The organism is Rhodobacter capsulatus, from assembly GCF_003254295.1.
GTDB lineage: Bacteria > Pseudomonadota > Alphaproteobacteria > Rhodobacterales > Rhodobacteraceae > Rhodobacter > Rhodobacter capsulatus.
The window spans coordinates 29,086-48,687 of record NZ_QKZO01000007.1 but is presented as its reverse complement, the minus strand read 5'-3'; the positions used below and the strand labels follow the sequence as shown (position 1 = coordinate 48,687).

The following is a 19,602-nucleotide window of genomic DNA, read 5'->3' as shown; positions in this document are numbered from 1 at the left end:
GTCACCGTCACCGCCCGCCGGGCGGCAAGCCGCGAAAGGGCAGGATCATGAGCGATGCAAGGGGCCTCGTCGAACTTGTCGATGCCATCTGGGGCGGGGCCGTCACTACGATGGCGGCGGCGCTCGCCGGGCGGCTGATGTGGCATTCGACCGAGGTGCGGGCGCGCAAGCGCCGGTTCCTGAGCCGCGAACTGCTCTGGGAGCTGCCCGTCGCGGTCGGCATGGCGATCATCGGCGAGGCGGTGGCGGCTTATTTCGAGCTCGGCCGGACCGTGACCACCGGCGTCGTCGCCTCGCTCGCCTATCTCGGCCCGCGCGGCGCCCAGGTGGCGCTGACCCGGGTCTTCTTTCACAACAAGGAGTCGTGAGATGACGACAGACTGGCGGGCCGCGCAGCTGCGGCTCCGCGCGCTCGGCTTTGACCCGGGGCCGATCGACGGGCTTTGCGGGCCGAAGACGAAAGCCGCGATCACGGCCTTCGGGCGCAGCCGCGGGCTGTCGGCCGAGCCCGGTTTCGGGCCGGTGATCGCGGCGCTGATGCGCGCAGATGCGCCCTGCCCCGACCTTCCCTGCCCCGACCTTCCCTGGATGACCGAGGCGCTGCGCCTGCAAGGCCTGCACGAGCGGCGCGACACAGCGCGGCTGCGCGCCTGGCTCGATCCGGCGGCCGGGGCGATCGACCCGCGCGCCGTGCCCTGGTGCGGCGCCTTCGTGGCAAGCTGCCTGCGCGCGGCCCTGCCCGGGGTGATCCTGCCCGACACCCCGCTTGCCGCCCGCGCCTGGAGCCGCTTTGGCGATCCCGTCGCGCCGGTCTTCGGCGCGGTGCTGGTCTTCTGGCGCGGCGCCCCCTCCGGCTGGCAGGGCCATGTCGGCTTTTACCGCGGCGAGGATGCGAGCGCCTATCACGTCCTCGGCGGCAATCAATCCGATGCCGTCACCGTCACCCGGATCGCCAAGACCCGCCTCCTCGCGGCGCGCTGGCCCGCGGGCGTGCCCGTCACCGGGCGGCCGGTCCGCCGCACCACCAAAGGCCTCGCCCTCTCCAGCAACGAAGCCTGAGCCCCCACGGAGACCCCGATGACCGACACCCTCCTCGCCACGATCCTCGCGCAGATCGTGCTGCCGATCCTCGCCACGATCACCACCGCGCTGATCGGCTGGGCGGCGGCAAAACTGCGCGCGCGCTGGGGCATCGAGATCGAGGCCGCGCAGCGCGAGGCCTTGCATCAGGCGCTGATGACCGGCGCGCAGCTCGCCCTGACCCGCCGTGGGCGCCGCGACGACGGCCGCGATCTCGACCTCCTCGCCCGCGACGCCGTCGCTCATGCCCAGGCCTCGGTCCCCGACGCCATCCGCGCCCTCGCGCCGCGCGACGGCGTGCTGCGAAGCCTCGCCGTGGCCAAGATCGCAACCCTCAGCCGGTGAGACCGCCCGCCGGGAAGGTTCTGTAAAGAATGACGTTTTGGCCTCTTGGGAGGCCAGAGGGGGCGCCAACCCCCTCCGACACGGGGAGAACCGCTAAGAACCCCCGTCGACCAGCACAAGCTCATGGCCGCTCCCCCCTCGCGAGGGAGGGCCCTTGGAACATATTCAGATGACGGAGTCGATGATTCCCGTCGCGCCGGTGGCCCCCGCGGCACCCTGGCTCGGCGGCAAACGCAACCTGGCGAAACGGATCTGCACGATCCTCGACGAGACCCCCTGCCGGACCTATTGCGAGCCCTTCGTGGGCATGGGCGGGATCTTCCTGCGCCGCCGCGCCCGCCCGCGGGCCGAGGTGATCAATGATGCGGGCCGCGACATCGCGAACCTGTTCCGGATCCTGCAGCGGCATTATCCGCAGTTCCTCGAAATCCTGCGCTTCCAGCTGACGGTCCGCAGCGAGTTCGAGCGTCTGCTGGCGACCCGGCCGGACACGCTCACCGATCTCGAACGCGCGGCGCGGTTCCTCTATCTCCAGCGCACCGCCTTCGGCGGCAAGATCAGCGGCCGCAACTTCGGCGTCAGCCGCGATCGCCCCGGCCGCTTCAACCTGCTGACGCTGGAACCGATGCTGGAGGATCTGCACGCGCGCCTCTCGGGCGTGGTGATCGAATGCCTGGATTTCGGCGCCTTCATCCAGCGCTATGACGCGCCCGAGACGCTGTTTTACCTCGACCCGCCCTATTGGGGCTGCGAGGGCGATTACGGCAAGGATCTGTTCAGCCGCGACGACTTCCAGCGCCTCGCCGATGGGCTGCGCGGCCTCAAGGGGCGGTTCCTGCTCTCGATCAACGACGTGCCCGAGATCCGCGAGATCTTCTCCTGGGCTGAGATCGAGCCGGTCCGCACCACCTATTCGATCGCCGGAAAAGGCCAAAGCATCCCCGCCGCTGAGCTGCTGATCCGCGGGAAAGTGCGGTAGCGGGGGAAGGGAAAGGCGTGGGCCCTCGAACGCGAGGGCCTACGCCTGTCGCCTATGTCGCAAGCTTCATCGGTGCGCCGCGCGCGATCCGACAAGCGGTGCTGTTGCTTGTCGCCTGACGGTGTGAGACCCGCGAGGCCGCGCAGCCCGGGGCGCGCCTCGAATCCCTGCCTCACACGTCCCCGGATCGATTTTGCAGGTCAACGCAAGACGCGCGACAAGGGGGAGGGAATTGACATTTTGCCCGCTGACCCGCTCTGTATGAAGCACCAAGCTTTAGGGAAGGCGGACTGCGTTGGGTGAACTTACATCTGTGGAACTTTGCGCGGGCGCAGGTGGGCAAGCGCTTGGCATCGAGCAGGCGGGTTTCGCCCATCAGGCCTGTGTCGAAGTGGATGACTGGTGTCGGAAGACACTGAACCTGAACCGGAAATGCTGGAACGTCCTCGAAGGCCCTCAGTCCGACCTGACCCAGTTCGATGCGCGTCCTTATGCGGGGGTTGATCTGGTAGCGGGGGGCGTCCCCTGCCCACCGTTTTCGAAGGCAGGCAAGCAACTCGGGGCCGCCGACGAACGCGACCTCTTCCCGTCTGCCATCCGTGTGGTGGATGAGGTGCGCCCGAAAGCCGTGATGCTCGAAAACGTCCGCGGATTTCTGGATGCCGTCTTCCATGACTACCGGCAGGAACTGAAGGCCCAGTTGCGAGCCCTGGGCTACACTTTCGCCGAATGGCACCTCTTCAATGCATCGGACTTCGGCGTCTCCCAATTGCGGCCGCGTGTCGTGATCGTCGCGGTCCATGATCGATACGCCGACAAGTTCGAATGGCCCAAGGGGAGCGACATGCGCCCCCCAACCGTCGGAGAACGCCTGCGTGACCTCATGGGCGCGAATGGCTGGGAGGGCGCCGATGCCTGGGCTGCACAGGCTGACGAAATCGCCCCCACGATCGTTGGCGGTTCCAAGAAACACGGCGGGCCGGATCTCGGGCCGACCCGCGCCAAACGCGCCTGGGCGACCCTTGGGGTGAACGGCCATACCATTGCCGAAGACGCCCCCGAGCCGGGCTTTGCGGGCGTCCCCCGCCTGACTGTCCGCATGGTTGCGCGGCTGCAGGGCTTCCCCGATGACTGGCAATTTGTCGGCCGCAAGACGGCGGCATATCGCCAGGTCGGAAATGCCTTCCCGCCCCCGGTGGCCCGTGCCGTCGCGCAGAACTTGCGCAAAGCGATCACGGCGCGTCGCTTCCATGCGGTGGCCTGATGCGGCCTTGGTTGCTTGAAGCCCGTCGCAAGTTCCATGCCGAATGTCTGGCTGGCCCGATCACTGAAACGAAGGGGGTTCCGTCGATTGCCGACGTGTCCAATCGCCCAAGTCGGGATATAGCGACAGCATTGGTGGCGAAGATCGGCGCGAGCAAGAGCCATGCCGCGAAACCCGCGGGGCAGACGGCGGGGGCGATGTTCGAAACCGCTACGCAGAACTTCGTCGCGTCCTGTTTCGCGCAACTGCTGCATCTGCGCCCCGGCTCCTTTGCGGTCGAGAGGGGGCAGGCAATCTCGCAGTTCGACCAGTACAGCCATCTCGACGCCCTTCGCTCCCTTGCGATCGAGAACAAGGAACTGCGGACCCTTCTCGGGACGGACTACCTCATCAAGCCCGACGTCGTCGTCTTGCGCCGACCTGAACCCGACGCCAACATCAACAGGCAGCAGCTCCTAGTGGATGACACGGTCGCAAGACACACTGCGCTGCGCGAGGCCAATGGCGTGCAGGCGAGCCTGCACGCGTCGATCAGCTGCAAGCTGACAATCCGTTCCGACCGCGTGCAGAACACGCGTTCAGAAGCGTTGAACCTTGTCAGGAACCGAAAGGGCCGGTTGCCCCATATCGTCGCCGTCACCGCCGAGCCAACTCCTTCACGTATCGCGGCCATCGCGTTGGGAACGGGCGACATGGACTGCGTCTATCACTTTGCGCTCCCCGAATTGGTGGAGACTCTGCGCGAACAAGACCGGGAAACCCTGGAACTGGTCGAAACCATGATCGATGGCCAGCGTCTCCGAGATATCGCGGACCTTCCTCTGGACCTCATCATCTGACCCGAAACGGCGATCAGTCCGCTGCCCTCGCAAAGGGGCGGGAAGCCGCCTGACGGCAGTGCAGCATTGCGACCGCAGCAGGGTTAAGGAAGCCGACATCCCCGGAGCATGTCATTTTCTAGGTCACCCTCAATGCACGAGAGGCAAAATGAAGGTAACGACATGGCTTGGTACTGTCTTGCAGTGTCGATGCGGAATCCGACGACCATTACCGCGCGAGCAAGCTGCGCAGCACGGCTTTGCTACATCCAAGCTTGTCAAAACCACATATTTTACGGATTCCCGCTTGATAACGCAAAAAATGTGAGGCAATATCCAGAAAACAGCAAGCAGGGTGTCGCCTTGACCCACGATCCTATTGCCCGCCTTGTTCAGGCATGGCCCGAGACGTTCTTCCGCTCGTTGGGCGAGGAAATTGACGCAGCGTTCGCTCAAGCCCACAGGCTGACAGCTGAGAAAATTGCTCCCCCGGAGCGCCGTGGTGCCTTGGGTCAGTTGCGGCATTTCTTGGCGGAGGACGGCTTCCGCAGCGCCGGGAGAGCAGCCGGCCTCAATGTTCACGTCCCCGACACGTCTCCAAAGGGAGCCTGCTACTCCGTGGTTGAGCGCGACGGAAATTTCATGATCCGCGCCAATGTTCTTTCGCATTGCGGTCAACCGCGCCCCACGAAGTTCCGGCAGCGGTGGAGCGCGTTGAACGAATGGCTTAGCCCGTGGCAGATTGACCTGTTCGACAGGAACCGGCCACAACCGTCCCCAGACAATATGTGCGCGATGCTGGTGGTTACCGCCTCCAAGAATGGCGATCCGATGCTGCCGGCCTTCGCGGGTGTCGGCATCCCCTCCCACGATCTGTCATCTTGGATTAAGCTGTCCTCGATCGAGGACATCATCGCGCTCTACAACGCCCCCGCCGAGCAGAAGGATGTTCCGGTCGATATCGCGGATCGGGCGGTTCCGAAACTCAAGCGCAAGGGGCCTTCGGAGCAGGGCTGAGCCATGCTCGGCACACCGGAGGACACAATATGAAAACTGGAACGCCGGGCTTCCAAGCGAAGCGATTGGTGGAAGCAAGGGATTCGAGGGGGCTGACTCAGATCGCCCTTGCCGAAATGGTTGGCCGGAAAAGCTCCGCGATTTCTAGATGGGAGTCCGGGGACCATTCGCCGGAGCCGGATGCGTTGGATGCCCTTGCCACGGCGCTACGCTTGCCGGTGTCCTATTTCCTGCGTTCGGATCTAGAACATGGCAGCCGCCCAATGTTCTTCCGATCCCTTCTGTCGAGCACTACTCAAGGGGAACGGAAGCGCGCGAGGGTTCGGCTGCGCTGGGCGCAGGATATTTCTGCGGTGCTGCAGGACTGGGTCGATCTGCCGGAGGTGGACGTTCCATCAATCGAGGCGAAAGATCACCGGGACATTCGCGACGAGGACATCGAGGCCGCCGCGCTTGAGTGTCGTGCTCGCTGGGGCTTGGGCCTTGGCCCTATCAACGACCTGCTGCTCGCGATCGAAAATGCTGGCGTCGTGGTCGTTCGCGAGGAAGTCGGCACATCGAAAATGGACGGCGTCTCGAACTGGTCGGACCTCGACAATCGGCCATACATGCTGATCGCAAGCGACAAGGCGACGGCGGTTCGATCCCGCATGGACGCGGCGCATGAGCTTGCCCACCTCGTGCTTCATCGTTTCATCCCCTCGAAAAGCCTGAACGGATCCGCTGACTTCAAGGAGATCGAACGGCAAGCCTTCTATTTCGCGGGCGCGTTCCTGATGCCCGCTGAAACCTTCTCGTCCGAAATATGGTCGCCCTCACTGAACACTTTTCTCGCCCTCAAGGAGCGGTGGAAGGTGTCGGTCGGCGCGATGATCATGCGGTGCGTGAACCTCGGGATTGTAGAAGGCGAGTATGAGCGCCGGCTTTGGAAGCATTACAGCGCGCGGGGCTGGCGGAAGAGTGAACCCCTTGACGATACGCTGATCCCAGAAGATCCGCGTCTGCTCTCGCGTTCCATCAAGCTTCTGCTGGATGAGGGAGTCAGAACGAGGGCAGACCTAATCGCCGATTTCCGACTATCGGAATCCGATGTCGAATCACTTTGTGGGCTGCCTCCAGGCTCCCTGTCAGCCTCGAAGGCTGAAATTTTGCCGTTTCCATCACTTAGGGCTAAAAGTGAGGTGGCAGGAGATCGAAATAATGTCGTTCCACTGAGGCGCGACTGAGGCATAATTCTGTCTCTAATCGACACTGGAGGCACCAATCTTCTAGGTGTCTCACTCGCAGTCTTCACGCCTGCCGCGGGAAATTCGTTCCGCGGCGGGTAGATTTCACCGGACGAATTGGGGCGCCATACACCGCCGTCGGCTACACTTAATCTACTGCTGACGGGCCCAGCATGCTGCTGGCCGATCAGTATCATGCCGGTTGAAGACAGACCGGGGCTGATGGTGACGAGGGCAACGTGATCGCCAAGGTCTTACTGTTGAAGTCGTCTAGGGGAAATCGTCGTCTAGGCTCGCGAACCGTTGGCAGACCGTCTTGCAGCATTTACTTTGACTTCCGCTAGGCGATCATCGAATGCCATCACTCGACCGGCGAAAATGCCGCACGCGAGCGCCAACGGCAGATTTGGGGAAGCTGCGCCACAACATCGGCAACTGAGGGACAAATGATTTATTACAAGAGCGTTTCAGGTTGGATGGAGTTTCCGCGGCTAAGTATGTCCAACGGCCTGACTGCAACTTACACCATCGCCTACAGGCTGAAGGATAAGACTGGCGAGCATTGGACCTCGCGCTTCAACCGATTCAAGAACAAGGAGAACAAGGCGGAGTGGGGCGCGGCGACGGTGATGTACGAAGCGGTGCCCGCGCTGATGAAGCATCTCGGCCTCAATATGCACCAGACCATGTTTCTGCCCGTCCTCTCGTCGGGTGAAACGCAAGCAAACCCTAACAGATCGATATGCTGGATGACGAAGGAGTGCGCCGGCGTTTGCGGCGCCAACTATAGCAGCACGTCACTTGCCAAGAACATCCATCAGAAGATTCATAATATCTATGACGCCAGCGCGCGATCAGCTGAGTTGGACAAGGCAAACTACCAAGCAGCGAAAATGCAGACAAACACCTTCGTGATTTTCGATGATATCGTAACACGAGGCGACACACTTTCGCGAGTTGCGTTGGCTATCCATGCCGCCAACCCTGGCAGCACTGTCTATGGAATTGCGCTCGCGAAATCCGAGCGCGTAGCCTATTGTCCGAACCCTGATAATGACCACGTTCCCGCCAGCTGGGACAATTTGTGGCAGCAAGGCGAGAACGAACATGCCCAAAAGAACTCGAAGGTCTGATCCATGAACGAGGCAGCTATCACTCCGTCCACTATTGGCCTTGCGGCCCTGCTGAACCTCAAGGGGATCGGGCGCCGCGCAGCTCTGCGGATAATCAGAAGCCCGCTAGAGGCCGGGAGCGCGCGCGATCAGATCGCCGAGCTGGCCCGCGTAGGCAATATCTCGAATATCGACTTCGCTGACGCATGGAGTAAGGCGGAGGATAACCTCCAACGGTCCATCGATAGCGGCATCAAGGCGTTTTCCTTCTACGATGAAAGCTATCCAGAGCGCCTGCGCCATATGCCCGATCCTCCCGCAATCCTCTATGTTAAGGGGGACTCGTCGGGATTGCACGCAGCACATAGCGTCGCCGTGATCGGCACTCGCGACCCCACGGCCTACGGTGAAAAGGTAGCAAGGCGCTCTGCCGCTACAGCCACCGAGCAGAGATTTGTTGTGGTCAGTGGCTTGGCCCATGGCTGCGATACTCTCGGCCATGAGGGCTGCTTGGATCAAAACGGCGTCGGCGTCGCCGTGATGGCTCACGGATTAGAGAAGGTGTATCCCGCCGCGAACCGCGGTCTTGCGAGCCGCCTGCTGGAAGCGGGCGGGTGCCTCGTGAGCGAGTATCCGATTGGAATGACACCGATGCGTTCCGCATTCGCGGAGCGTGACCGCATCCAAAGCGGCCTTTCCGATGCGGTCCTCGTTATAGAAACCGACGTGAAGGGCGGAACGATGCACACCATCCGCTTCTCTCGCGAGCAGAAACGTGCGCTCGCCTGCATCGATCACCCGCAGTCGTGGCGTCACGAGCCGAAAACGCAGGGAAATCAGATGCTCATCGCGGAGAATTGGGCGGTGCCGATTGCGGACGGTCACGCCCTCCTTGCTTTTCTAAACAGTGTGAAAGCCATTGATAAATCGGCGCCCACGGAATTCCCCGTAGGGACTGGAAAATCTCAAATCTCGATGGACTTTTGACATGATTATCTTCGATTTCGACCAGACGCTCGTCGACACGTCCTCGGTCGAGCAGTTGAGGGCTGCACGGAACTGGAAAGCCGTGATGGCGAAGGCGCCTCAACTGCCCGTTTATGAGGGCATGACAGAGCTACTCAGCGAGCTACATGCCTCAGGGCATACCCTCGCCATCGTCACGAAAAGCCCCGACATGGTGCCTAAGGCATTCATAAGAGCACACAAGTGGCCCATCGACATCGTCGTGGGTTATCATCAAGTGAAAAACAAAAAGCCGGACCCGGAAGGCTTGCTTCTGGCTATGTCGAAGGCAGGCGCCAGTCCTGAGAACACCTATCACGTCGGTGATCAGCCGCAGGATACGGAAGCATCTCGCGGCGCTGGGGTCATGGCCTTGGGCTCAGCTTGGGGATGCGGTGACATACAAGGTCTGGAAGCGTCAAATCCTGACGAGATTTTCTCGACTGTCGCTGATCTCGCCGTCTTCCTCAAAAGTGGCGTAGTGCGTGTGAGTTGAACGCAGAAAGCGATAGGGTAACGTCAAACAGGGTTTCCCGGCATGGCAGGTTTCAAGTGTTCGACACTGATCAAGGAACGACCGAGTTTCAGGCGCGAAGCGGATGTCGGCTATAGGGGCCATCGAGAGGCCGCTTAGGGTCGAGGCTGTGTGGAAACTCGATCGAACCTGGTCGACTCTGGAGCGATGTTCTCCGGCCGTCGCGCCTACGAAGTTTCGTTCCGATACGAGCTGCCACAGGCGAGCTGCCAAGGAAACCGTTCTTTTAGAGTCCGGGAAATCAGAGTTCCACACAGCCTCGGCCGAGAGGTGTTATTTGAGCGAGGGGAGGAGGCCACAGCGCAGACTTGAATCGCGGCGAAGGCCGGCATGTCGCCCTATAACAGGGAAGGTGGGGGCCGACTTGCCCCCAACCTTTGAATATCAGACGTGACCTGCCGCGAGATTTTTCCTCCACCGTCGATTAGAATCCGGCCCAACTTGAGGATGCTCCGAAGGCCGGTTTGGCGAATGTCGCTTCGCGGCATAGGATGGCCCCAACCGTACGCAAAAGGCCGGTCACGTCGTTCGATTCGTTACCGTCGCGTAGGGGCGGAAAGCGCAAGTTCGCTGCGCTCGCGAGCGAATAATGACCGTGTACAGAACACCGACATCGAGAAGATGCAAAACGCAGCCAGAGGTCTTCATTTCAGCTAGACAGCCTCGTGCCCACGTCGACGGTTCAGGCCAAGGGGCGCTTTGAGTTGGTCAAGAAAGTTTCTTCAGAAAAGACTCCCTTGTAGACGCTTTCCTCCAAGAAGCTGAGGACCGTTTTCAGGTCGCGCTTCACGGACGGAAGAACAATGCGACCACCGTCTTCCACCAGCGTAAGTCCTACGGTTTTTGCCCTAGCGATGATCTCCGCAGCATTGTGATCGACTAGGACTCTCGATTTACTGATGCCTCGAATCAATTTTCGGCAGCGCTCATCCATGTGGCTGTCGAAAACGGCTCGGTTCTCGATATGAAAAGATGCGTGTTGTGCGAATTCGTCGACTTCCTGAGCGGTCGCTTCGGCGAAATGCTCTTGAACCGTCAAGATAGACCGCAGCACGTGGAAGCTGACAAACATTACGGTGTCGCCGTCAACAACAGCGCCCAGCCTTTCATCCAGCGAAAACCCTCGCTCTGATAGTTTGCCAAACTGGTTGCCGTTAAACGCCAGCGTCAGACCCTTGCGTTGCAGGTACTGGGATGTGCGAAACTTCTGCAATAGAATATGCCCTTTGATCTGCTCGGAATGCATGAACAGCGCTTTGACCCCGGCTGTATCATAACTGCTGATGTCCAAACGGTCGTATGCCCCCGCCCCGATGGCCAACGTCTCATTCATTTGAGCAAGAAGATCTCTGTCAGTGATGCAAAGCAGCTGATTTTCATCTGGCTTCCAATCGCCATTAAACTCAATCGGTTCATCTTTACCGAGGAAAAATGATTGTTCCTGTTCGTCGAAGATCCTTTCGACGTCGCCCTGCACGCCGTCTTCCAATGGGACACGACGCACGACCGTCTGCCCGTCATGATTGCAAAGTGCGAAAAGTGTTCTCGGCATTAGTTACTCCGTTTCTAGAATCACATAGTCCCCCAGCTCGATACCGTTGATCGTCTGGTCACCTTTGCGGATCGTCCGCTTGGTAATTAAGATGCTGGTGACGTTCTGTGGGGTACCGACACGGTAGAAGTGCCAGCCGAACGCACCTAGCAGGGGGTTGAAAAAGTAGCTGTGGCTGGTAACGGCGATAAATGCGAAGATCGCAATCGTGGGCACCCACATTATCCAGTTCAATTTTCCGAAATCAGCCGTAAACAACGGCAAGAGATACAAGAGCATAATCGCCATGTTCTCTCTGTCGGCAGGTTCCACCGTGGTGATCCTGTGTCGCTCAGCGGCAGGGGCGCGCCTGGAGCGGATTGCCTTGAGAACCCACAGGCACAACACAACCAATATCGTTGAGCCGAGCGATAGCCACATCATTGTTGACCACGCCCGGTTGAAGGCGGCGACGAATGCATATGTGAACCCAACGGGCGCGATCGCCGTGGCAGTCAGAGCAAGGCGGGCTAGGCTGCTAAGCAATTTCTAGCGCCTTCAACTTGTCGGATTGGGCTTGTGGGGCCAATGCGTCAGACAACATTGTACGATCCTCGCATAATTGAGCGCCTGCCAGATTCAGTTACTGTCATGCTCCCAATAAGGCTGCCTAGCTAATCGATCGAAAGACCCAGTTCCTCAGAAATATCGTTGCGAGTTACTCTTTCCTGCCAGCCTATTGTCAGCACCTTCTTCCATAGTACAGACGTCTCACGCTAAATGCTGACAGGCTCTCCGGACCGGTGGCCGCGCGTGAAAGGTCGATGCAGATTGACTTGCACTGCCAATCCGACAGCCTGCCTATGCTGGTGCAACCGATAGGCCAATGTCAAGGTTCAAGTTGCACTGCCCCCATGAATCGCGAAGGTTGGAATTTCGCACTTCAGTTGTCGTGATGCTTTAGGTGGTGGAAGTTACGCGAACGGCCGCAAAGTGAAATGCCGCGTCGCGGCATTTCACGCCAAGCGAGTGACAGGTTTGGGCCGATCGCGACGCCAGGCCCGACCAGATCAGCCCGCGCTTGGCCTCAGCTGCACCACCTGCGCCGACTCGCCGGTCACATAGTCCGCCCACCGCTGCATGAGCGCGGCGCGTTGGTCGAGGTAGTCGGATCTGGCGTAGGCGCGGCGCACCTTGTTGCCGATGACGTGGCCAAGCGCCGCCTCTGCCGCCAGATCGTGCGAGCCGTCCAGCGTATCCTGCACCCAGGTTCGGAATGTCGTGCGAAAGCCGTGCGGCCTGCCCGCCTCGCCGATCTTGTTGATCGCCTTCAGCAGCGCATTCTGGCTGATCGGTTCGCCGCGATCGCCCGGAAACAGCAGGCCGGTCTCGGGGTCGTTCGAGAGCCGCCGCGCCTCGGCCACGATGGCAAGCGCCTGGGACGAAAGCGGGACGCGGAAATCCGTGGCCGCTTTCAGCCGCCCCTTCACGCGCTCTTTCGGCACGATCCACAGGCTGCCGTCGATTTCGTTGAAACGCGCGCCCCGGGCCGCATCCCCCCGGACGGCGGTCAGCAGCAGCAGGCGCAGGCACATCAGCCCGGAGGTATCCCCGGCCAGCCGCGTGAACAGCGCCGGGGCATCCTGCCAGCGCGTCGCGGCGATATGCTCGGGCTCGATGTGCAGATCCCCCAGCAGCTCGCGCGCCGCGGCCAGCGTGTCGGAGTCGACGGCATAGCCGATGCGCTTGCCCTTCTTGAAGCAGAGGTTGAGCCGCGAATAGGCCTTCTCGGCGACCGTCGGCTTCGTGCGCCAGATCGGCTGCAGCACGCGCACGAAATCGGCGGTCCGGAGCGATGATGCCGGGCGCGTGCCGATCTTCGGAAGCACATGGACGCGCAGCGGCGACATCCAGCGCCCCGCCTCCCCCTCACCCTTGAGCGTGTGCTTGATCGCGCCAAAGACGGTGTCGACAAGATCCGACAGCGACGGGTCCTCGCGCGTTGCCGCGGCCTCCCTCTCGCGCGCCCGCTCGGAGATCGGGTCCCGGCCGGATGCAAGCACCGCGGCCCAGCGATCACGCTCGCGGCGCGCCTGGGCGAGGGTCACGGCATCGAGAGAGCCCAGCCCCATGTCGCGGCGCCGCCCGGCGATCGTATAACGGTAAAGCCATTTTCCGCCGTCCTCGGTGCGGTCGAGGTATAACCCGGCGCCGTCGCCATATCGCCCCGGCGCCGCGGCCCGGATCTTGACCGCCGTCAGCTTGTCCCTTGCCCCCATATCAGCCCCACACTTGGCCCCACATTGTCGATGCGGTGCAGGGGTATCACCCGCAACACCTTGAGACAATTACATCTTTGTGGCGTTGAGATTTCCCGGGGCGCAGAGTCAACATGAGACGGCATGCAACACGACACTGGTGCAGACCACCGGAATCGAACCGGTCTTCACGGATTTGCAATCCGGTGCGCGTTTACGAAGCGCGCGGCGGTTCATTGAACTGGGCGAACCTGAAACACCTTTGCGAGACAGTCGAAACGGCCTCAATAAAAACAGCGCGATCAGCCAAAAAACAATAGCTTGGCCTCGCGGCGCTTTGTTCACATCGAAGATGTCAGCGGTTCAAATCCGTTATCGCCCACCATCATTCCAAAAGGCGCTGGAAACTTTCCAGCGCCTTTTCCTTTTCCGGGCCGTCGCAGGCCGCCAAAACCGGGCGCGGCACCGCCGCGGCCAGGCTCAGGCGCGGCCAGGCTCAGGCGCCCGGGCGCTGCGGCTCTTCTTTCGGCTCGGCTTTCGGCTCTGGCCCGGCCGTGCCGGGCAGGCTGACGCCGTGCTTGTCCATGTAGGGGCGGAAATAATCGCGGAAGGCCTCGAAGCTTTCGACCAGCATCAGGAATTCGGCGCGGTTCATCACCAGCACCTTGGTATCCTCGATCGCGTTCACCGAGGTCTTGCGCCGCGTCGCCCCCAGAATCAGCCGTTCGCCGAAATGGCCGCCGGGGCCGATCACCCGCGTCGTCATCTCGCCCGACTCGGGGTCGGTCCGCACCATCTGCACCGCGCCCGAAATCACCGTGTAGAACCCGTCCGAGCGGTCGCCCGCCTGATAGATCCGGTCGCCGGCGCGGAAATAGACATGCCGCATCGGCGGTTTCTGATAAGTGCGCAGCTGCACGAGGCTGCGCGCCCCCAGCAGATCGAGCGACCAGTTGATCATCACCCGGATGCGGGTACCGATGCCCGGCAACAACGCCAGATAATAGGACCGCCAGATGAACCAGGCCGGAAAGCCGGTGATGTTGCGCCCGAAGATATCGGCGACGCCGCGTTTCGCGCCCAGCGAGGCCAGCGCGCCGCGCGAGCTGTAGGCGAAGACCCCGGGCGCGCGCCCCTTCAGCACGGCGGTGATGTTGGCGGCGACCCGTTTCGCCTCGCGCACCGCGAATTGCGCGGTGGGCGGGGCGAAATCGTTGCGCTCCGTGGCATCGTCCTTGAGCGGGATCAGCGCGCAATCGCCCAGCGCCCAGACATCGGTCCGACCCTTGACGCGCAGGCAGCGATCCACCGCGACGCGGCCCTTTTCCAGGGGCAGCCCCATGCGCAGGATCACCGGCAAGGGCGCATTGCCGATCGTGGCGACGATGGTGCGGGTGTCGATCACCTCGCCCGCGCTCGTCACCAGTTGCCGATGCGTGGCCGAGCGCACGCCGGTGCCCAGTTTCAGCTCGATGCCATGGCCGAGCAGATGCTTCGTCGCGTAATCGGCCAGCTCCTTCGGCATCTCGTTCAGGATCCGCGGCGCATATTCGACCAGCAGCACGCGGACTTCGGAGGGGTCGATGTTGGAATAGAACGGCAACGAGCGGTCGAGCAGCTCCTTCATCTCGCCCACGGTCTCGACGCCGGAAAAGCCGCCGCCGACGACGGTGAAGGTCAGCGCGCCGCGCTTGGTGTCGGGCAACGCGGTGACCTGCGCATGTTCAAGCTGCTCGATCACATGCTCGCGCAGACGCCGCGCATCCTCGAGCGTCTTCATCTTCAGCGCATGTTCCTCAAGCCCCGGCATGCGCGAGAAATCGGTGCCCTGCCCCAGCGCGATCACCAGATGGTCATAGGGCACCTCGGTCGGGCGGCGCTGGATGCCCTGAAAGACGGTGACCACCTTGCGCTCGAAATCGACGCTGTCGACGACGGCCTTGCGCACCTGCACGCCCTTGAGCAGGAAGCGCAGCGGCGAGACCGCATGGGCGGGCATGATCGAGCCCGCGCCCACCTCGGGCAGAAGCGGCTGGAAGACGAAGTAATTCTCGGCGTTGATCAGCTCGATCTCGGCCTTGCGGCCCAGCCTGCGCGCAAGTGCGCGGGCCGTGTACATGCCGCCGAAACCCCCGCCCAGAACGACGATCCGCGTGACCATGACACCCTCCATGCTGCTGCGCGAAGCATAGCCGAACGGCGCCGGACCGCCAGAGCCTATTCACGCCCGCCCGGCCCCGCAGGGCAGCAAGATGGCCGATTTCTTGCCATGAAGACTGGTGCCGGCGGAGGGACTCGAACCCCCGACCCCCTGATTACAAATCAGACGCTCTACCAACTGAGCTACGCCGGCCACGGTGCTGAAATAACCTTCCGGCCGCCCCGGCGCAAGACCGGACGGCGGGGCTTTGCCTTCCCGGCTTTGGCCGTTATGGTGACGCGAGGAGAACACCAATGGATCTGGTCTTTCATCTGGGCGCCCATGCCACCGATGACGAACGCCTTGTCAGGACGCTGGCCACCAACCCCGAGGCGATGACCGCGGCGCAGTCCCATGCCCCCGCCCCCGCGGCCTATCGCATGGCGCTGCGCGATGCGCTGATCGGGCTGAAAGGGCAGCCCGCCGATGCGGCGACGCAGGACCGGCTGCGCACCGCCTGCCTGCGCGGCGCCCGCGGCCCGGTCGAGCGGCTGGTCTTCAGCTACGAGAATTTCCTCGCCCTGCCCGAGCGCGCGATCGGCGCCAGCGGGCTTTATCCGGCCGCCGCCGACAAGCTGGTGCCGCTGGCCAATCTGTTCCCGCAGGACCGGACCGAGTTTCACCTGGGCCTGCTTGACCCCGCGCTGCTCTTGGTGGCGCTGGCGGCGCGGCAGCCCGGCCGCGATTTTTCCGAGCTGCTCTGCGGCCATGCGCCCGAGGATCTGCGCTGGGGTCCGGTCGTGGCGCGGATGGCCGAGGCCGCCGGGCGGGTCGGTGCGAAACTCGTGCTCTGGTGCAACGAGGATCTGCCGCTGCTCTTCCCCGAGGTGCTGCGGCGGATGGGCGGGCTGCCCGAGGCAGGGGCTTTGATGGGCGAATATGGTCTGGCCGAGGCGCTGATGCAGCCCGAGGGCGCCCGGCGGCTGCGCGCCTATCTGGCCAGCCACCCGCCGCAGACGGCCGAGCAGCGGCGCAAGGTGCTGATCGCGTTTCTGGAAAAATTCGCCCGCCCCGAGGCGCTGGTGGCCGATGTGCCCCTGCCGGGCTTCACCGCGGATCTGGTGGCCGAGATCGCTGCGCGTTACGCCGCCGATCTGGCCGACATGGCCCGCCTGCCGGGCGTGACGCTGATCACGCCCTGACGCGGCGGCGGGCGCTTACGACATGCCGAGCGCGGCCTTGTAGATATCGAGGATCGCCTCTTCCTCGGCCAGATCGTTCTTGTCGCGCTTGCGCATGGCGATGATCTTCTTGATCACCTTGGTATCATAGCCGCGGGCCTTGGCTTCGGACATGATGTCCTTCTGCTGCTCGGTGATGTCCTTCTTTTCGGCTTCAAGATGCTCGTATTGCTCGATGAACTGGCGCAGCTCGTCCGCGGCCACGGTATAGGCGTCGTTCGACATGAAGGCTCTCCGAAGGTCGTTACGCGGGATGAAGCCCCTGACTAGCGCAGCCCCGCCCCCCCTTCAAGCCGCAACCCGCCCCCGATCACGGCGCTTGCCAAGACCCCGCGCGCGCGGTAGCCCGGGCAAAACGGAGGCGGTGATGGACTTTCTGATCTGGGCTGGCGCGGCGGTCTCGCTTTTGGGGATGATCGGCATCCTCTATTGCGCGGCGCAAGTGGCCAAGGCGAAAAAGGCCGGGCTCGATGATGCGGGCCTGCGCGCGGCGCTGCGCGGCATCGTGGCGCTGAACCTGGGCGCGCTTTTCGTTTCGGTGATCGGGCTGATGCTGGTCGTGCTGGGCGTGACCTTCAAGTGAAGCGCCCGGCCAGGGTCTGGCCGTCGCGGATGAGCGCATCAAGGAGCGCGGGCGGCGGCGGCGCCCCCTCGGCCGCCAGCGCGCGCAACCGCTTGCGCAAAGCCAGCGCGCCGATCCGGTCGGCCTGAAACATCGGCCCGCCGCGAGGCGCGGGAAAGCCAAGCTCCGCCCCCGCCATCAGATCGATGTCGCCCGGCCGGAACGCCTCCCCCGTCTCCAGCGCGGTCAGGCCCGGCAGCGCCAGCTCGGCCAGGATGCGGGCCAGGATCTCGGTCTCGGAAAAGCGGCGCGGCACGATCCCGGCCTCGGCACGCAGCGCGGCCAGCGCCGCTTCGGCCGCCCCTTCCGGCCCCCCGCCCAGCACCGCCAGCGTCGCCAGAACCGGGCCCGGCCCGCGCCCGGCGGCGCTCAGGCGGGTCGCGGTCCGCTCGGCGCCCAGCCGCGCGGCACGGGCAAAGGGTCCCTCGGCAAAGCCCCAGCGCGTCAGCGCGGCATCGACCGCCTGCGGCGCCGCCCCGGCCAGAACGCAGCGATCGGCGGCGCAAAGCCAGGCCGCCTCGAGCCGCAGGGCCAGCGCCCGGGCATGGATCACCCGCATCCCGCCCGCGCGCAAAACCGCCGCCAGCCGCGGCAGATCGGCCAGCCGTTCGGGTGTCGCCGCCCAGATCGCCGCAAGGCGCTGGCTGCGGTCGATGCCCAGCTCGCCCGGGCCCGGCGCCGTGCCCGAAAGCGCCAGAACCGCCCCCGCGGGCAGGGCCTGCCGCAGAAGGTCGCGCTCCGCAAGGCTGGCGGGTTTCGCAATCACGAGATCGGTCGGCCCGAAAGCCTCGGGGGCGGCCACCGGATCCAGCCGCGCCCAATCGGCTGCGCGGCGGGCGGGATCCAGCTGCCCCGCCGCCACCGCCTGTTCCTGCGCGCGGGCGATCTCGGTCAGCAGACGCGCCAGCGCCTCGGGCGCGGTGGTGCCGATCTGCACCGACAGCCCGCGCCGCAGCAGCGCCTCGGTCTGCGCCGCCGAGGGGTTCCACAGCGCCACGCGCAGGACCGGGGCGACGCCCTCGGTCGGCGCGGCGGCGAGCGTTTGCTCCGCCGCCCGCGCCCGCGCCAGATGGCGCAGCGCCGCCGCCGCCTCGCTGCGGGACAGATCGTCATAAGCCACCGCCTCGACATCCAGCGCGGCGGCGAGCGGCAGCAAAAGCGCCGCCTCGGCGACCTCGGCGATGCGGGCGACGGCGGGCAGATCGGCGCGCGCCGGATGGCGGGCCCGCGCCGCCGCCAGCGCATCGAGCGCCGCGCCCGGGTTCGAGAGCGCACCGTCGCGCGGGGAAAACGGCGCCTCGGGGCCCAGCGCCGCGACGCGCAAGGCCTCGGTCAGGGCGGCGGTCTCGATCGTGCCCTCGGAGGCGACGGCATCGCACAGGCCCAGCGTCATCGCCTGCGCCGGATCCAGCACCCGGCCCGAGAGCAGCGCCTCCAGCGCCGCCCCGCCCGCGCGGCGCACCAGCCGCACCGTGCCCCCCGCCGCGGGCAAAAGGTTCAGCCCCGCCTCGGGGCAGTGAAACCGCGTCGCGGCCAGCGCAAGGCGCAGCCCCGCAGCCTGGCTCAGCGCCAGCGCCCCGCCCGAGATCGTGCCCGACAGCACCGCCACCACCGGCACGCTCGCCTGCGAAAGCTGCGTGCACAGCGCCGCCAGCACCGGCTGTTCGGGGCCGTACTCCTCGGCCGGATCGATGCCGCAGGGCCAGCCGCCCGGCCCGGCGCGCAGAACGATCGCCTGCAGCCCCGGGGTCGCGAAAGCCTCGGTCAGCGCGGCGTCAAGCTCCCGACGCAGCGCCGGATCGAAGCCGCAGTCCTTCGGCCCCGTCGCCGCGCCCTCCAGCGTCACCAGCGCCACACCGTCCCGCCGCTGCACGCTCACCCGTCTTGCCATGCCCCCTCCGGTTTTGCCGCAGGTTACGCGCGGGCCCCCGGTCACGGCAAGCGCAACCCGGCCTCAAGCCGCGGTTTGAACAGGAAAATCTTCGCGCCCGCCAGGCCATGACCCGAGGCGGGCTTCAATGCCGGGCGGCGTGGTCGCGGCAGAAGGGGGTGGCGGGCAGAAGATCCAGCCGCTCCTCGGCGATCGGTTCGCCACAGCTGACGCAATAGCCATATTCGCCATCATCAAGCCGCGCCAGCGCCGCCTCGATCATCCGCAGCTCGGCCCGGGCCGCATCGCCCAGATCGGCAAGCACCTCGTCGCCCTCGCGCTCGGTCGCCATCTCGGCCCAGTCCTTGGCCTCATGCGTCTCGAACTCGTCCGAGATCTGCGTCATCCGCGCCGTCAGCGCCGCCTTGCGGGCCAAAAGCTCCTCCCGCCGGTGTTCAAGGGATTTCATCGCATCCTCCTGTCCGGCGAGAAAAGCGCAAAACCCGGAAGAATGCCTTGATACAGGTCAATCGACAGGCGAGGCGAGAGACGGGGGCGA

20 protein-coding genes and 1 tRNA gene are annotated in these 19,602 nt (G+C 64.0%); 13 read left to right on the top strand and 8 right to left on the bottom strand.

Annotated features, from left to right (window positions below):
• Nucleotides 1–47: 47 nt before the first annotated feature.
• The 11 genes from LY44_RS11280 to LY44_RS11230 all read left to right on the top strand — a co-directional run bounded on the left by LY44_RS11280 (nt 48) and on the right by LY44_RS11230 (nt 9,342).
• Nucleotides 48–368 carry a phage holin family protein gene (locus LY44_RS11280; RefSeq protein WP_023917239.1) on the top strand — a complete coding sequence of 107 codons (321 nt, stop codon included), beginning with the start codon at nt 48–50 and terminating at the stop codon, nt 366–368.
• A gap of 1 nt (nt 369) precedes the next feature.
• On the top strand, nt 370–1,059 hold the full coding sequence (locus LY44_RS11275; protein ID WP_055209929.1) for an NlpC/P60 family protein: 690 nt from the start codon (nt 370–372) through the stop codon (nt 1,057–1,059).
• Between the two features lie 18 nt (nt 1,060–1,077).
• Nucleotides 1,078–1,425, top strand: a complete 348-nt coding sequence (locus tag LY44_RS11270; protein WP_055209928.1) for a hypothetical protein — start codon at nt 1,078–1,080, stop codon at nt 1,423–1,425.
• Nucleotides 1,426–1,594: 169 nt separating this feature from the next.
• Entirely contained in the window at nt 1,595–2,404 is an 810-nt protein-coding gene (locus LY44_RS11265) for a DNA adenine methylase (RefSeq protein ID WP_055209927.1), read from the top strand.
• A gap of 295 nt (nt 2,405–2,699) precedes the next feature.
• Entirely contained in the window at nt 2,700–3,668 is a 969-nt protein-coding gene (locus LY44_RS11260; protein ID WP_055209926.1) for a DNA cytosine methyltransferase, read from the top strand.
• Entirely contained in the window at nt 3,668–4,507 is an 840-nt protein-coding gene (locus LY44_RS11255; RefSeq protein WP_055209925.1) for an NgoMIV family type II restriction endonuclease, read from the top strand. Before LY44_RS11260 ends, LY44_RS11255 begins: the two co-directional genes overlap by 1 nt.
• 132 nt (nt 4,508–4,639) lie before the next feature.
• Nucleotides 4,640–5,503: a hypothetical protein gene (locus tag LY44_RS11250; RefSeq protein WP_146707233.1), complete on the top strand. Its 864-nt coding sequence runs from the start codon at nt 4,640–4,642 to the stop codon at nt 5,501–5,503.
• Nucleotides 5,504–5,532: 29 nt separating this feature from the next.
• A complete protein-coding gene (locus LY44_RS11245) occupies nt 5,533–6,729 on the top strand; it encodes a helix-turn-helix domain-containing protein (protein WP_065118384.1) in 1,197 nt (398 codons plus the stop codon).
• A gap of 446 nt (nt 6,730–7,175) precedes the next feature.
• On the top strand, nt 7,176–7,862 hold the full coding sequence (locus LY44_RS11240; RefSeq protein WP_146707232.1) for a phosphoribosyltransferase: 687 nt from the start codon (nt 7,176–7,178) through the stop codon (nt 7,860–7,862).
• Nucleotides 7,863–7,865: 3 nt separating this feature from the next.
• Complete coding sequence (locus tag LY44_RS11235) at nt 7,866–8,828, top strand: DNA-processing protein DprA (RefSeq protein ID WP_055209921.1); 963 nt, start codon at nt 7,866–7,868, stop codon at nt 8,826–8,828.
• Between the two features lies 1 nt (nt 8,829).
• Nucleotides 8,830–9,342 (top strand): HAD family hydrolase, encoded by a 513-nt coding sequence (locus tag LY44_RS11230; RefSeq protein ID WP_055209920.1) that lies wholly within the window; start codon nt 8,830–8,832, stop codon nt 9,340–9,342.
• A gap of 721 nt (nt 9,343–10,063) precedes the next feature.
• Here the strand turns inward: LY44_RS11230 and LY44_RS11225 are convergent.
• The 5 genes from LY44_RS11225 to LY44_RS11205 all read right to left on the bottom strand — a co-directional run bounded on the left by LY44_RS11225 (nt 10,064) and on the right by LY44_RS11205 (nt 15,523).
• Nucleotides 10,064–10,933 carry a hypothetical protein gene (locus tag LY44_RS11225; protein WP_146707231.1) on the bottom strand — a complete coding sequence of 290 codons (870 nt, stop codon included), beginning with the start codon at nt 10,931–10,933 and terminating at the stop codon, nt 10,064–10,066.
• Nucleotides 10,934–10,936: 3 nt separating this feature from the next.
• A complete protein-coding gene (locus LY44_RS11220; protein ID WP_201778583.1) occupies nt 10,937–11,245 on the bottom strand; it encodes a hypothetical protein in 309 nt (102 codons plus the stop codon).
• Nucleotides 11,246–11,982: 737 nt separating this feature from the next.
• The gene (locus LY44_RS11215) at nt 11,983–13,191 is read right to left on the bottom strand and encodes a tyrosine-type recombinase/integrase (protein ID WP_055209918.1); all 1,209 of its coding nucleotides are present in this window, start codon (nt 13,189–13,191) and stop codon (nt 11,983–11,985) included.
• A 475-nt stretch (nt 13,192–13,666) separates the two neighbouring features.
• Complete coding sequence (locus LY44_RS11210) at nt 13,667–15,331, bottom strand: FAD-dependent oxidoreductase (protein ID WP_111396013.1); 1,665 nt, start codon at nt 15,329–15,331, stop codon at nt 13,667–13,669.
• Between the two features lie 116 nt (nt 15,332–15,447).
• A tRNA-Thr gene (locus LY44_RS11205) sits at nt 15,448–15,523 on the bottom strand.
• 101 nt (nt 15,524–15,624) lie between these two features.
• On the opposite strand from LY44_RS11205, the gene LY44_RS11200 reads away from it, so the two are divergent.
• Nucleotides 15,625–16,512 carry a hypothetical protein gene (locus LY44_RS11200; protein ID WP_055209916.1) on the top strand — a complete coding sequence of 296 codons (888 nt, stop codon included), beginning with the start codon at nt 15,625–15,627 and terminating at the stop codon, nt 16,510–16,512.
• A 15-nt stretch (nt 16,513–16,527) separates the two neighbouring features.
• Here LY44_RS11200 and LY44_RS11195 read toward each other — a convergent pair whose 3' ends face one another.
• Nucleotides 16,528–16,776 (bottom strand): DUF2312 domain-containing protein, encoded by a 249-nt coding sequence (locus LY44_RS11195; protein WP_013068296.1) that lies wholly within the window; start codon nt 16,774–16,776, stop codon nt 16,528–16,530.
• Nucleotides 16,777–16,918: 142 nt separating this feature from the next.
• Between LY44_RS11195 and LY44_RS11190 the strand changes: the two genes are divergently transcribed.
• Nucleotides 16,919–17,134 (top strand): hypothetical protein, encoded by a 216-nt coding sequence (locus tag LY44_RS11190; protein WP_055209915.1) that lies wholly within the window; start codon nt 16,919–16,921, stop codon nt 17,132–17,134.
• Here LY44_RS11190 and LY44_RS11185 read toward each other — a convergent pair.
• Both LY44_RS11185 and LY44_RS11180 read right to left on the bottom strand, forming a co-directional pair.
• Complete coding sequence (locus LY44_RS11185) at nt 17,127–19,064, bottom strand: enoyl-CoA hydratase/isomerase family protein (RefSeq protein ID WP_081029198.1); 1,938 nt, start codon at nt 19,062–19,064, stop codon at nt 17,127–17,129. The genes LY44_RS11190 and LY44_RS11185 overlap by 8 nt on opposite strands.
• A 124-nt stretch (nt 19,065–19,188) precedes the next feature.
• Nucleotides 19,189–19,512 (bottom strand): TraR/DksA family transcriptional regulator, encoded by a 324-nt coding sequence (locus LY44_RS11180; RefSeq protein WP_055209913.1) that lies wholly within the window; start codon nt 19,510–19,512, stop codon nt 19,189–19,191.
• Between the last annotated feature and the right edge of the window lie 90 nt (nt 19,513–19,602).

Coding starts and splice junctions, on each gene's coding strand:
- LY44_RS11255 (WP_055209925.1), top strand. CDS start 3,668: ATGCGGCCTTGGTTGCTTGAAGCCCGTCGCAAGTTCCATGCCGAATGT.
- LY44_RS11235 (WP_055209921.1), top strand. CDS start 7,866: ATGAACGAGGCAGCTATCACTCCGTCCACTATTGGCCTTGCGGCCCTG.
- LY44_RS11185 (WP_081029198.1), bottom strand. CDS start 19,064: ATGGCAAGACGGGTGAGCGTGCAGCGGCGGGACGGTGTGGCGCTGGTG.
- LY44_RS11210 (WP_111396013.1), bottom strand. CDS start 15,331: ATGGTCACGCGGATCGTCGTTCTGGGCGGGGGTTTCGGCGGCATGTAC.
- LY44_RS11225 (WP_146707231.1), bottom strand. CDS start 10,933: ATGCCGAGAACACTTTTCGCACTTTGCAATCATGACGGGCAGACGGTC.
- LY44_RS11240 (WP_146707232.1), top strand. CDS start 7,176: ATGATTTATTACAAGAGCGTTTCAGGTTGGATGGAGTTTCCGCGGCTA.
- LY44_RS11230 (WP_055209920.1), top strand. CDS start 8,830: ATGATTATCTTCGATTTCGACCAGACGCTCGTCGACACGTCCTCGGTC.
- LY44_RS11215 (WP_055209918.1), bottom strand. CDS start 13,191: ATGGGGGCAAGGGACAAGCTGACGGCGGTCAAGATCCGGGCCGCGGCG.
- LY44_RS11275 (WP_055209929.1), top strand. CDS start 370: ATGACGACAGACTGGCGGGCCGCGCAGCTGCGGCTCCGCGCGCTCGGC.
- LY44_RS11265 (WP_055209927.1), top strand. CDS start 1,595: ATGACGGAGTCGATGATTCCCGTCGCGCCGGTGGCCCCCGCGGCACCC.
- LY44_RS11280 (WP_023917239.1), top strand. CDS start 48: ATGAGCGATGCAAGGGGCCTCGTCGAACTTGTCGATGCCATCTGGGGC.
- LY44_RS11195 (WP_013068296.1), bottom strand. CDS start 16,776: ATGTCGAACGACGCCTATACCGTGGCCGCGGACGAGCTGCGCCAGTTC.
- LY44_RS11200 (WP_055209916.1), top strand. CDS start 15,625: ATGGATCTGGTCTTTCATCTGGGCGCCCATGCCACCGATGACGAACGC.
- LY44_RS11190 (WP_055209915.1), top strand. CDS start 16,919: ATGGACTTTCTGATCTGGGCTGGCGCGGCGGTCTCGCTTTTGGGGATG.
- LY44_RS11250 (WP_146707233.1), top strand. CDS start 4,640: ATGCACGAGAGGCAAAATGAAGGTAACGACATGGCTTGGTACTGTCTT.
- LY44_RS11270 (WP_055209928.1), top strand. CDS start 1,078: ATGACCGACACCCTCCTCGCCACGATCCTCGCGCAGATCGTGCTGCCG.
- LY44_RS11245 (WP_065118384.1), top strand. CDS start 5,533: ATGAAAACTGGAACGCCGGGCTTCCAAGCGAAGCGATTGGTGGAAGCA.
- LY44_RS11180 (WP_055209913.1), bottom strand. CDS start 19,512: ATGAAATCCCTTGAACACCGGCGGGAGGAGCTTTTGGCCCGCAAGGCG.